Annotated in this window: 10 protein-coding genes and 1 tRNA gene; 4 read left to right on the top strand and 7 right to left on the bottom strand. The window is 57.6% G+C overall.

Going from position 1 to position 11,942, the window contains the following annotated elements; genetic code table 11:
* Positions 1 to 4 precede the first annotated feature (4 nt).
* The 6 genes from IEV54_RS10965 to IEV54_RS10940 all read right to left on the bottom strand — a co-directional run bounded on the left by IEV54_RS10965 (position 5) and on the right by IEV54_RS10940 (position 5,748).
* The gene (locus tag IEV54_RS10965; protein WP_150276961.1) at positions 5 to 262 is read right to left on the bottom strand and encodes a DUF4212 domain-containing protein; all 258 of its coding nucleotides are present in this window, start codon (positions 260 to 262) and stop codon (positions 5 to 7) included.
* Between the two features lie 224 nt (positions 263 to 486).
* A tRNA-Gly gene (locus IEV54_RS10960) sits at positions 487 to 562 on the bottom strand.
* A 62-nt stretch (positions 563 to 624) separates the two neighbouring features.
* Complete coding sequence (gene pgsA, locus IEV54_RS10955) at positions 625 to 1,194, bottom strand: CDP-diacylglycerol--glycerol-3-phosphate 3-phosphatidyltransferase (protein ID WP_150276962.1); 570 nt, start codon at positions 1,192 to 1,194, stop codon at positions 625 to 627.
* A gap of 33 nt (positions 1,195 to 1,227) precedes the next feature.
* Positions 1,228 to 3,060, bottom strand: coding sequence for an excinuclease ABC subunit UvrC (gene uvrC / locus IEV54_RS10950; RefSeq protein WP_150276963.1), 1,833 nt, complete (start codon positions 3,058 to 3,060; stop codon positions 1,228 to 1,230).
* Complete coding sequence (uvrY, locus tag IEV54_RS10945) at positions 3,060 to 3,704, bottom strand: UvrY/SirA/GacA family response regulator transcription factor (protein ID WP_150276964.1); 645 nt, start codon at positions 3,702 to 3,704, stop codon at positions 3,060 to 3,062. The genes uvrC and uvrY overlap by 1 nt, the downstream gene beginning before the upstream one ends.
* 136 nt (positions 3,705 to 3,840) lie before the next feature.
* Positions 3,841 to 5,748, bottom strand: a complete 1,908-nt coding sequence (locus IEV54_RS10940; RefSeq protein ID WP_150276965.1) for a propionyl-CoA synthetase — start codon at positions 5,746 to 5,748, stop codon at positions 3,841 to 3,843.
* 167 nt (positions 5,749 to 5,915) lie between these two features.
* Here IEV54_RS10940 and IEV54_RS10935 point away from each other — a divergent pair, with 167 nt between their 5' ends.
* From IEV54_RS10935 to IEV54_RS10925, 3 genes are all read left to right on the top strand, one after another.
* On the top strand, positions 5,916 to 7,850 hold the full coding sequence (locus IEV54_RS10935; protein WP_150276966.1) for a putative nucleotidyltransferase substrate binding domain-containing protein: 1,935 nt from the start codon (positions 5,916 to 5,918) through the stop codon (positions 7,848 to 7,850).
* Positions 7,847 to 8,563: a 3'-5' exonuclease gene (locus IEV54_RS10930; RefSeq protein WP_150276967.1), complete on the top strand. Its 717-nt coding sequence runs from the start codon at positions 7,847 to 7,849 to the stop codon at positions 8,561 to 8,563. Before IEV54_RS10935 ends, IEV54_RS10930 begins: the two co-directional genes overlap by 4 nt.
* 90 nt (positions 8,564 to 8,653) lie before the next feature.
* Positions 8,654 to 9,895: an OmpP1/FadL family transporter gene (locus IEV54_RS10925; RefSeq protein ID WP_150277113.1), complete on the top strand. Its 1,242-nt coding sequence runs from the start codon at positions 8,654 to 8,656 to the stop codon at positions 9,893 to 9,895.
* 141 nt (positions 9,896 to 10,036) lie between these two features.
* Here the strand turns inward: IEV54_RS10925 and IEV54_RS10920 are convergent, their stop codons facing one another.
* Complete coding sequence (locus tag IEV54_RS10920; RefSeq protein WP_150276968.1) at positions 10,037 to 10,300, bottom strand: YebG family protein; 264 nt, start codon at positions 10,298 to 10,300, stop codon at positions 10,037 to 10,039.
* A gap of 194 nt (positions 10,301 to 10,494) precedes the next feature.
* Here IEV54_RS10920 and IEV54_RS10915 point away from each other — a divergent pair, with 194 nt between their 5' ends.
* Complete coding sequence (locus tag IEV54_RS10915; protein ID WP_150276969.1) at positions 10,495 to 11,913, top strand: aminotransferase-like domain-containing protein; 1,419 nt, start codon at positions 10,495 to 10,497, stop codon at positions 11,911 to 11,913.
* The last annotated feature ends 29 nt before the right edge of the window (positions 11,914 to 11,942 follow it).

The following is an 11,942-nucleotide window of genomic DNA, read 5'->3' as shown; positions in this document are numbered from 1 at the left end:
CCGGTTACTCCTCCAGGCCGTGTTTTTTGTCCAGACGATTCATTTTCCAGGCATAGAAGAAGATCAGGAAAACGAACGTCAGGATTGAGCCCTGCTGGGCAAACCAGAAGCCAAGGTCTGCGCCACCGACCGAAATGTCAGATAGAAAAGGTCGTAACAAGATACCGAAACCGAATGAAACCGTAGCCCAGACTGCCAGGCATCCGTAGATCAGGCGTAGATTCGCCGACCAGTACGCCTTGCCTTTTTCTTTATCATCCATCGTATCTCTCCACTTTATTGTTATTACCGATTTGGGAAATTCCACTAGCTCGGAAGGGTTCCGTGCTAGCGATTCTGCAAAATTCGGCCTGACAATAAATCCCCGACATTAGTCTTAGGCTGAATTGCGCGCGTAGGGAGAGATCTGGAGGTCTAGGGGGGGGCTAGAAACTGCGCGAAAGAGACAACGAAAAAAGCCACCCTAAGGTGGCTTTGATCTGTATCTGGAGCGGGAAACGAGACTCGAACTCGCGACCCCGACCTTGGCAAGGTCGTGCTCTACCAACTGAGCTATTCCCGCTTTGCAACGGCGCCTATTCTATCTTGCTGCGCCAGCCTGTCAACTCATTGATTCAGAAAAAGTTATTTGTCGCTTTTTTGATCAGAATGCATACTCATATGAGGCCATGCGGCTTTTAAATACAGGCACATGGACCACAAAGTGAGCACGGCGGAGATCATCAGCAGTACATAGCCCAGGATCACCCAGCTCGAAAATGTTGGGGGATTGGCCAGCAGCACGATCAGCGCGACCATTTGCGCGGCCGTCTTGTACTTGCCAAGGTTGGAGACGGCTACCTGTGCCCGCGCGCCTATCTCCGCCATCCATTCGCGCAGCGCCGAGATAACAATCTCGCGCCCGATAATTACCATAGCTGGTGCGGTAACCCAGAAATTGGCGTGGGCTTGCACCAGCAGAACCAGGGCCACGGCGACCATCAGCTTGTCTGCCACCGGGTCCAGGAAGGCGCCAAAGGCGGTGCTCTGCTGCCACTTTCGGGCCAGATAGCCGTCCAGCCAGTCAGTCAGACTCGCCAAAGTAAAGACCGTAGCGGCGGCCAGGTAGCTCCAGTGCAGAGGCAGGTAATACAGCAGGATGAAGATGGGGATCAGCGCGACCCGCAACAACGTCAGGATATTGGGAATGTTCATAAACTTTCGGCGACCCTCTCTTGATCATGCATTCTAGTCGCTATGCAGTGATGCATAAATCTGTTCCGCAAGTTTTTTGCTGATGCCTGGCACCTTGACCATTTCGGCGGCACTGGCACGACGCAATTCCTGCAGGCCACCAAAGTGACGCAGCAACTCCCTCCGGCGCTTGGGCCCCACGCCTTCAATACCCTCAAGTGGTGAGGTGTTGCGTGCCTTGCCACGACGGGCGCGGTGACCAGTAATGGCAAATCGGTGGGCCTCATCGCGGATATGTTGAATCAGGTGCAGCGCGGGTGAATGTCCGGGCAATACCAGCTCCACCTGCGGATCGTTCAGATAGAGCGTTTCCATACCAGCCTTGCGAGTAACGCCCTTGGCCACACCGAGCAGCGTCAGGTCGTGGATAGCGAGTTCCTTGAGCACCTCCAGAGCCATGGACATCTGGCCCTTGCCGCCGTCGACCAGCAGAATATCGGGCATCTTGCCCTCGCCCTCCTGGATCCGACTGAAACGTCGTACCAGTGCCTGGCGCATCGCGGCATAATCATCGCCGGCGGTGACGCCCTCGATATTGAATCGGCGGTAATCGCTCTTGATCGGTCCCTGGGGCCCAAAGACCACGCAGGAAGCAACTGTTGCTTCGCCGCTGGAATGGCTTATGTCGTAGCACTCCAGCCGCGTGGGCATTTCATCCAGCTTGAGTGCTTCCTGCAGGGTTTCGAAGCGCACTTGAATATTCTGACGATTGGCCAGCATGCCGGTCAGCGCCATATCGGCATTATTGACCGCCATGGTTTGCCAGCGGCTGCGAGTACCGCGCACGCGATGGCTGATGACCAGATTGTGGCCGCGGGCCTGGGCAAGGGCCTCGGCGATCACGGGCAGGTCTTCGTGCGTGTCGTTGACGATAATCTCGCCAGGCAGTTCACGCTCGGCGCCGCCCAGATAGAATTGCGGCAGAAAGGCTGCCAGCACCTCCCCAGGCGTCTGTTCAATGGGTACCCTCGGGAAATGGTTCTTGCTCCCGAGCACCCTGCCCTGGCGCACCATGATGACATGCACGCAGGCCCCGCCCGGGGATACAGCCGCAGCGACTACGTCGACGTTGCCTTGCTCGGTGTCCATGCTCTGTTGATCTTGAACACGTCTTAGCAGCCCGACCTGATCGCGCAGCTCGGCGGCGCGCTCGAAATCCAGGTCCTGGGCGGCCTGCTCCATTGCCCTGTTGAGTTCATCGGTCAGGGCATTGCTTCGGCCCTCGAGGAACATCACCGAATGACGTACATCTTCAGCGTATTCCTGCTCGTCTACCAGGCCAACGCATGGGGCCTTGCAGCGGTTGATCTGGTGCTGCAGGCATGGCCGGCTGCGGTTGCGATAATAGCTGTCTTCGCATTGGCGGACTTTGAAGGTCTTCTGCAGCAGGCTGAGGCTCTCGCGAATAGCGCCGGCGCTGGGATAAGGGCCGAAGTAGCGGCCCTTGAGTTTCTTTGTGCCGCGGTGCAGGCCCAGCCGTGGAAAGCTGTCCTGGCTAGACAGAAAGACATAGGGGTAGGATTTATCGTCACGTAGCAGAATATTGTATGGCGGCCGCGATGCCTTGATCAGGCTCTGCTCAAGGAGCAGTGCCTCGGTCTCATTTGCGGTAATAGTGGTGTCGATCTGCTGAATGCGCGCCACGAGAGCAGCAGTCTTGGGGCTCAGGCCAGTCTTGCGAAAGTAACTGGCCAGGCGTTTCTTGAGACTTTTTGCCTTGCCCACATACAACAGCTCGCCTTTGACGTCGAACATGCGGTAAACGCCGGGCTTATTGCTCGCAGTCGCCAGAAAGGCGCTCGGATCGAATTCGGTAATTTGCTGCATCAACGGGGTATGGCGTCGATCATGCCGTGGCGAATCGCCAACAGGGTGAGCTCTACGTCACTGGTGATGCCGAGTTTCTCGAACAGTCGATAACGGTAGGTATTCACGGTTTTCGGGCTGAGACACAGCTTGTCGGCGATAGCCAAAACCTTTTCGCAGCTGACAATCATGAAAGCGATCTGCATTTCACGTTCGGACAGACTGTCGAAAGGCGATTCACTGGCGGGGGCAAATGATTTGAGTGCCAGCTGCTGGGCAATTTCCGGGCTGATATAACGTTGTCCGCTGGCCACCTGGCGGATGGCCGTGACCATTTCATCGAGCGCCGCGCCCTTGGTTACATAACCGGCTGCGCCAGCCTGCATAAGACGCGTGGGAAAGGGTTCTTCGTGGCAGACAGTGACGGCGATAATGCGCAGGTTCTTGTCATGCAGCAGCAATTTCCGGGTGGCTTCAAGGCCGCCAATACCGGGCATGCGCACATCCATAAGCACCACATCGGGCTTCAGCGCGCGAGCCTGGGTCACTGCGCTCTCACCGCAGTTGGCCTCCCCTACCACACTCAAACCGGGGACGTCGCCGAGCATGCGGCTGATGCCCATGCGTACCAGATCATGGTCGTCAACAACCAGTACCTTGATCAAATCCCACCCCTTGCGCAAATTGACGGTCGGCGTTTGTGCCTGCCGGGTTTCCGTCTCCGGGCAGCTTTGGCAGTGTTTCCTGCCGCTATTCGTAAGCCGCTACCATAGCAAATCGACGCGCAGAGTGGAACGATTCTCAGCCGGTGCGGCTCTCCTCCATCTGAGGGTCCAGTTGGCCCTTCAGCTCCTCGAGGCAGGCCGGATCATCAATGGTAGAAGGCGTCACAAAGGCTTCGCCGCTGGCAATCTGGCGCATGATTCTGCGCAAGATCTTGCCTGATCGGGTTTTAGGCAGACGTTGCACAATCAGGCTGCGTTGAAAGCACGCCAAGGCGCCTATTTCCTTGCGCACCATGCTCGCCAGTTCGCCAGCCAGCTGTTGCGGGTCGATGTGCACGCCATTTTTGAGCACCACCAGGCCCAGGGGTAATTCGCCTTTCAGTTCGTCAGGAATACCGATTACCGCGCATTCGGCCACGGCTGGGTGTGCGCCCAGCACCTCTTCCATTTCACCGGTGGATAGCCGGTGCCCTGCCACGTTGATGATATCGTCGGTACGACCCATCACGAAGACGTAGCCGTCCCTATCGACGTAGCCGGCGTCACCAGACACATAGAAACCGGGGAAGGTATTCAGATATCCCTCGCGAAAACGAGCCGGATTACCCCAGATGCCGGTCAGGCAACCTGGGGGCAGGGGCAGACGAATGGCAATGTTACCCTTCATGCCAGCGCTTACGGGTAGGCCCTCATCGTCCAGAATGCTCAGCATGTAACCAGGCATCGGCCATGTGGCGGACCCCATCTTCGGCGCCTGCAGTTCGTAGCCTGCGGGGTTGGCAGCAATTGCCCAGCCTGTTTCTGTCTGCCACCAGTGATCAATGATCGGCCGATCAAAGTGCTCCTGAAGCCACGCCCAGGTGGGTGGATCCAGGCGTTCGCCGGCCAGGTACAGCCGCTCGAGGCGCGTCAGATCGAATTGCCTGGCCAGATCGGCATCCGGGTCCTCCTTGCGAACCGCGCGGAAAGCGGTTGGCGCAGCAAACAGGGTTTTCACGCCATACTCGCTGCAGACCCGCCAGAACGCGCCGGCGTCCGGTGTGCGTATCGGTTTGCCCTCGTAGATCACAGTGGTGCAGCCTGCCAGCAGCGGGCCGTACACGATGTAGGAGTGACCCACCACCCAGCCCACATCTGACGCGGCCCAGAATACATCACCCACGCCTACATCGTAGACGGACTGCATGCTGTAGCGCATGGCAACCGCATGGCCCCCATGGTCGCGGACTACCCCTTTGGGTTTGCCGGTGGTGCCTGAGGTATACAGAATATATAGAGGGTCGGTTGCCATTACGGGTACAGCATCGGCGGGTTCTGCATTGGCCAGGGCCTGGTGCCAGTCCAGGTCGCGGTCGGTATAAAGCTCGGCCTTGCAGGAGGGGCGCTGTAGAACCACGCAGTGGCGAACCGGATGCCGCGCCAGCTCGATCGCAGCGTCAACCAGGGGTTTGTAGGCAATAGTCCGATCAATTTCAATACCGCAGGAGGCTGTCAGAACCACATCTGCCCTGGCATCATCGATGCGTACCGCAAGTTCCGGTGCAGCAAAGCCACCGAATACCACGCAGTGCACCGCTCCCAGGCGCGCGCAGGCCAGCATGGCAATGACCGTCTCGGGAATCATCGGCATGTAGATGATGACCCTGTCGCCTTTCCCTACACCGAGCCCACGCAACATGCCGGCGCATTGAGCGACTCTACGGGTCAGATCCGCGTAGGTGATGGTTGCCTTGGTAGAAGTGACCGGTGAATCGTAGATAATGGCGGCCTGGTTGCCACGGCCGGCCTGCACATGGGCATCCAGGGCAAGCCATGACGTATTCAGCCTGCCGTCCGCAAACCATTGGTGGTTACCTTCGGCATCCTGCGCGAGAATGGTGGTTGGCCGGGTATGCCATTCCAGTTTTGCTGCCTGGTCAGCCCAAAAAGCTTCCGGGTTCTCACTGGCCTGGTGGTAGGCTTGCTGGTAGTTTTGTGCGGACATGATGACTATTCCTCTTGTTTGCCGCCATGATTCGCTCCTGGGTCGGTGAGGGGAACTAGACTTACGTCGGGTGGGCTGAAACTGCCCACCGGCGCACAATAGCCACACATGCAAGAGGGTCTTGCCCGTGATAATAAGTCTTTAACTGCCCGGGTGACAAAGAGTCCATGAGCAAAGACACAGTGTTCGCCGAAGCCGGTAAAACAGCGGTCATGCAGAACGTGCATGGCACTATGACGTTTCTGCTCGCCTATCCGCCCTTCAATCAGATGGAGACCAACCATCTGGCATACCTGGTTGAACACTGCCAGCTGCGTTTCTATGCCCAGGGTGAAGCCATCATCCGCCCCCAGCAGGGGGCAGTGACACATTTCTATATCGTCAAGCAGGGCCTGGTGCGCGGCGAGCGTCTGCTCAGCGGTCAGGACGAACCTGAGACCACCTTTGAAATCAGCGTTGGCGAGTGTTTTCCCCTGGCGGCACTGATTGGTGAGCGCGCCACCCGCACCGAGCATCTGGCCGGTGAAGATACCTTTTGTCTGGCTCTGCCGCGCAGTGAGTTCGCACGCCTGTTCAGCCTCTCTGCGCCCTTCCGCGACTTTGCCTTGCGCGGGGTCAGCAGCCTGCTTGATCAGGTCAACCAGCAGGCGCAGCAGCAGGCTGCTGAAAACCTCGGCGCACAATATTCGCTGGACACCCGTCTTGGCGACCTGGCCGTACGCAGCCCGGTCTGTTGCGCCGCCGAACTGTCCATCCGTGACGCGGTTAAAGCGATGGATGATGCCAGCGTGGGCAGCATTGTAATCGTTGATGCCGCGCATAAACCCCTGGGCATTTTCACCCTGCGCGACCTGCGCCGGGTAATCGCCCAGATCGATATAGATCTGGAGGACCCGGTAAGCGGCGTCATGACTCCATCGCCCCACTACCTGGCTCCTGGTGCTTCGGCCTTTGATGCCGCCATTGCCATGACCAGTCTGCATATCGCGCATATATGCGTGGTTGAGAAAGAAAAGCTCATCGGCGTGGTGTCCGAGCGGGACCTATTCTCCTTGCAGCGCGTAGACCTGGTGCACCTGGCCAGAACCATCCGCCAAGCCACCAAGGTCAGTACTCTAGCCGCCCTGCGCACCGATGTACGCCAGTTGGTAGAGAGCATGATGGCCCATGGCGCCTCGTCAACCCAGATCACCCACATTATCACCCTGCTCAACGACCATACGGTGTGCCGGGTGATTGAACTTTGCATTCAACAGTATGGCGATCCGGGCTTCCCCTTCACCTGGATGTGTTTTGGTAGTGAGGGTCGTCGCGAACAGACCCTGCATACCGATCAGGACAACGGCATTCTCTTTCAGGCCGAAAGTCCCGCACAGGCAGCCAGTTACCGTGAACGTCTGTTACCACTGGCGCGACATATAAACAATGCCCTGGCGGAGTGCAGTTTCACACTGTGCAAGGGCAATATCATGGCCAGCAACCCCGAATTGTGTCTGTCGGAGCAGGAGTGGGATAAACGCTTCGATCAGCTGATCCGTACCACTACACCAAAGAACCTGATGGAGTCCTCGATTTTCTTCGACCTGAGGGTCATATGGGGCGAGCCTGAGGGCACGCGCAGGATATTTGACCGGCTGCTCGACAAGATCCGCGACAACTCCCTGTTCCAGCATATGCTGGCCCAGAATGCCTTGACACAACGGCCGCCCATCGGGCGCTTCCGTGATTTCGTGGTGGCTCGCAGCGGCGCCGAAAAAGACACCCTGGATCTGAAGAAACAGGGGTTGATGCCCTTTGTGGACGGCGCGCGACTGCTGGCACTGGCCCATGGCATTACCGACTGCAACACGCTCGAGCGCTTTCAGCAACTGAGTGCCCGCGAGGTGATTGACGCCAAGGATGCCGCCGCATACGAAGAGGCCTATCACTTCATTCAGCTGATCCGCATGCAGCAACACCAGTTGCAGGATCGGCAAGGTCTGCCTTTCAGCAATAGAATTGACCCGGACACCCTCAACCATCTTGACCGGCGCATCCTCCGCGAATCCTTTCGCCAGGCCAAGCGCCTCCAGGCCAGCCTGGCCATCCGTTACCAGCTATGAATCCGTTTGACTGGCTCTCACGCAAGAGTGGCGCTCAACTGACCGAAGCTCAGCAGGCCCGCAGGGAACATCTCCCCCCTGTGCAACCGCTGAATGACACTCCCCTGGAGAAAGCGCGGTTGGTCGTCATGGATCTGGAAACCAGCGGCCTGGATACACGACGCGACAAGGTCTTGTCGATCGGTGCGGTGGTTATCGAGCAGGGTGCCATCGACATGGGCACCCAGTACGAATGCACGCTCTACCGTGAAAACCACAAGGTAACCGAAGCCATTCTGATCCACGGTATCGCGCCCAGCGAGATAGCCGAAGGCCGGGACGCCGCCGATGCGCTGCTGGATTTCATGGAATTCTCCGGCCAGTGCGTATTCATGGCTTTTCACGCCCGCTTCGATCAACGCATGCTGCGGCGCAGCTTGCGCGAGGACCTGGGGCATCGACTGCAGCATGTGTTTATTGATATCGCCGAAATGTCGCCCATGCTCTGCCCTGACGCGCAAGTTGGCCGCGGCGGTCTTGATGACTGGCAGGCCCATTTTCGTCTCAATAACACTCAGCGGCATAATGCGGCAGCTGATGCACTGGCCACCGCTGAAATCGCCTTGATCCTGTTGAGCAAGGCGCGCGCCCAGGGAATCCCCAATCTGGCCGCCCTGGAGAGTCGCCTCGGCCACTGGCGCAAGCTCAAGCACGCCCGTTCGGGCGGAATCTAGCCTTATCGAAAAAAACTGAACCCCAGGGTTGGACACGGGTCGGAACGGACGATAGTCTTCGCGCCCCTGCCAATTCCGGAGTTCCAAATGATCAACAAAACACGCCTTAGAACCGCCCTCGCCCTAGCCGCTGCTGCGGCCTCCACACAGGCTATGGCCAACGGTGTGGCCGTGAACGAGCAAAGTGCTAGCGGCATGGGCACGGGTTTTGCGGGCCGGTCGTCTTCTGCACAGGACGCCAGCACCGTATTTGGCAACCCTGCTGGCATGTCGAAAATCGAGCGTACCCAGATCAGCGGCGGCTTTGCCGTGATCGACGCCAGCACTGACATCAGCAGTGTACAAAGCCCGGCTACCGGAACCAACGATGGCGATATGGTGCCATTCACCGCGATTCCCTTTGGTTATTACGTCAAACCCCTTAGCGACAACTGGCATTTCGGTCTGGGCGTCTACGTTCCCTTCGGCGTGATCAGCGACTACGAGAACAGCTTCCAGGGCCGCTACCACGGACTGGAAAGCGAAGTGCAGGTAGTTACTGTGCAGCCTACAATCAGCTACCGGATCAACGAGCGGGTCTCGGTTGGTTTCGGGCCCACCATCAATCGTATTGAAGGCACCCTGACCCGTGCGGTAGCTGCCAGTCCGCTCAACGATAGTTATGTGGATATTGAAGGAGACGACGTCGGGTATGGTTTCAATGTGGGCGTTCTGGCTGATCTGACCGATAGCCTGGCACTGGGCCTGACCTATCACTCGAAGGTTGACTACACCCTGGAAGGCGACACCCAGGTGTCTGATTTCCCTATCCCGGTTAACGGTACCTACGACGCCACGCTGGACGTCACCACTCCGGAGTCGATTGACCTGTCGCTGACCTATGCACACAACGAATACTGGACGCTGTACGCCGGTGCTACCTGGACCCGCTGGAGCCAGTTTGATCAGTTGGTTATTGAAAACCCCTCTGCCCCAGGGCGGTTCGGCAATATCGAGGAGGACCTCAATTGGTCTGACACCGTAGCCTATGCATTAGGGGCTGCCTACCAGATCACTCCAAGTGTGGTGTTGCGTACTGGTGTTGCCTTTGATCGCTCGCCAACCAACGATGCCGACCGTACGGTACGTATACCGGTCAGTGATCGCACGGTTCTGTCATTGGGTGCTGGCTGGGAGGCCACTGATAATCTGACATTGGATGTGGCCTATGCCTATTTGCACGAAGATGAAGGCAGTGTCAGCTACTCAGGATCCGACACCAGTCCCGCCTACACCGCCGATTACCGCAACAGCGCCCATGGTCTGTCAGCCCAGGCGACCTATAGCTATTAATTAATAGCGTACACAAAAACGCCCCGAACCAGTCGGGGCGTTTTCATTCAACCTCGAACTTCGGTGCGCCAACAAAGGGAGCGTCCGGGCTGTAATGCATCACACCGCCTCTCGGCGGGCACCTTTAGAGCGGACGACCTATCAGGACGGGTTGCCGGCGGGAAGTAGATCAGCTAGCGCGCCCAAATTGTTCTTGAATGCCTTGGCAAACACATCACGATTTTGCGCCAGGTAAAGGCTGACATCTTCAGCGGTCTGCTCGGTCAATGACGGTACCGCAGTCTGCAGCACTTCACCGAGCGCTTCAGCCAGTTCTAGCATCTTGTCGTGACGATCAGCTTCGGCTTTATCCATGAACAACTGCTCCGGGTCTCTGCTACTACGATAAACAACTTCAACGGCCATACTCATACCTCTGGCTTGATAGTGATATCCGTTCTGTCGCTTTGATCAGACCGGCCGACACAGGATACTGTATGTGCGTACAGTTATCACCTTTTTGTCGTGTCACTTTTTTTGGCGCCTTCAGTCTCAATTGCCTATGCTTTCTCCAACTGGCTCACAACAACAACCCAGCAAGCCGGTTCAGGACACAGCTCATGGCACAGCATCTGTATCTGTACGAGGGCATCAGCGAGCGACTGCGCTGCCATATTCGACAGGGCAATTATCGATCGGGCGAACGACTGCCTTCGGTACGATCGCTCAGTCGACTGTTCAATGTCAGTGTGAACACCATCACCCAGTGTTTTCGACAATTGGAAGCTGACGGCTTTATCGAAGTGCGTCCCCGTTCCGGCGTATTTGTTGCGGACGCGCTCCCTGCCCCAGCCCGCCCTGACAATATTGCGCATTTCCCGTTGCTGCCGGTAGAGGTCTCCCTGAGCGAGGACATACTTCATTTCATGGAGCCCCATGCGAGATCCGAACTTGTGCGCTTCGGAATCGCCCTGCCCAGCCCCCAGTTGATAGCAGTGGACCGCATACTCAAAACCATGCGCGAGGTTACCCGTACGCACGCACTGGAGTCCTGGGACTATACCCATCCCCATGGTCATGAGCGCTTTACCCATCAGCTCTCCCGGCGAAGCATCAACTATCCCGTACCCATCGACCAGCATGAGCTGCTGGCTACCAACGGGTGTATGGAGGGAATTGAACTGGCTCTGCGCGCGCTGACGCAACCCGGAGACACTGTGGCCGTGGAGACGCCCACTTACTATGGCACCCTGCTCGCGTTAGGCGTCATGCGGCGACGTGTCCTGGAGATCCCGACGCATTACCGGGATGGTATATGCCTGTATTCACTGGAACAGGCATTCAAACGGGGACAGGTCAAAGCCTGCCTGCTTTCGACCAACGCCCAGAACCCCCTGGGCTTTACCATGTCTGCGGAGCGTAAACGCAGGCTGGTCGCCCTGGCGGTCAAATTTGACGTACCCATCATAGAGAACGATATCTGGGGCGATACCGTATTCACCGGAGAGGCTTTACCCGCCAAGGCCTATGATGAAACGGGCATGGTGATCTACTGCAATTCGTTTTCCAAAGCACTGATGCCCGGCTTACGACTTGGCTGGGTTGCGCCCGGGCGTTATCACCGCCGTATTCGGGAGCTGAAACAGATCAGCAACATCACCACCGCTTCGGTTCCACAGATAATGATGGCGCGGTTAATGGAAAGCGGGTTTTACACGCAGCACATACAGCATTTACGGGGCCATCTGGCAACACAGACAGAACAGACCTCGAAACAGATCCTCGAATGCTTTCCCGCCGGTACCACAGCCAGGCAACCTACCGGTGGTTGCGTTTTATGGGTTGGATTACCTGGCGGCAGGGATGCGCGCCAACTCTTCGATCTGGCCTTGGCTGAGGGCATACACGTATTCCCCGGCAGCGTATTCTCTGCCGGGCCGAGGCATAGTGATTTCCTGCGGTTGAATGCCGGCAATCCGCTCAGCGAGCAAAACAGCAGGGCCATCCAGCGTCTTGGCGATATCGCAGCGAGGCTTTGACGCTTCGGGTACTGGCCCTGGACTCCTCT

This window comes from Halopseudomonas salina, from assembly GCF_014637955.1.
Lineage (GTDB): Bacteria > Pseudomonadota > Gammaproteobacteria > Pseudomonadales > Pseudomonadaceae > Halopseudomonas > Halopseudomonas salina.
The sequence above is the reverse complement of the archived record's forward strand: the minus strand, read 5'-3'. Positions and strand labels throughout refer to the sequence as shown.

Bases quoted from the DNA above. Each gene is read 5' to 3' on its own strand.
- IEV54_RS10935 (WP_150276966.1), top strand. From the start codon at position 5,916: ATGAGCAAAGACACAGTGTTCGCCGAAGCCGGTAAAACAGCGGTCATG.
- pgsA (WP_150276962.1), bottom strand. From the start codon at position 1,194: ATGAACATTCCCAATATCCTGACGTTGTTGCGGGTCGCGCTGATCCCC.
- IEV54_RS10930 (WP_150276967.1), top strand. From the start codon at position 7,847: ATGAATCCGTTTGACTGGCTCTCACGCAAGAGTGGCGCTCAACTGACC.
- IEV54_RS10915 (WP_150276969.1), top strand. From the start codon at position 10,495: ATGGCACAGCATCTGTATCTGTACGAGGGCATCAGCGAGCGACTGCGC.
- IEV54_RS10965 (WP_150276961.1), bottom strand. From the start codon at position 262: ATGGATGATAAAGAAAAAGGCAAGGCGTACTGGTCGGCGAATCTACGC.
- IEV54_RS10940 (WP_150276965.1), bottom strand. From the start codon at position 5,748: ATGTCCGCACAAAACTACCAGCAAGCCTACCACCAGGCCAGTGAGAAC.
- IEV54_RS10920 (WP_150276968.1), bottom strand. From the start codon at position 10,300: ATGGCCGTTGAAGTTGTTTATCGTAGTAGCAGAGACCCGGAGCAGTTG.
- uvrC (WP_150276963.1), bottom strand. From the start codon at position 3,060: ATGCAGCAAATTACCGAATTCGATCCGAGCGCCTTTCTGGCGACTGCG.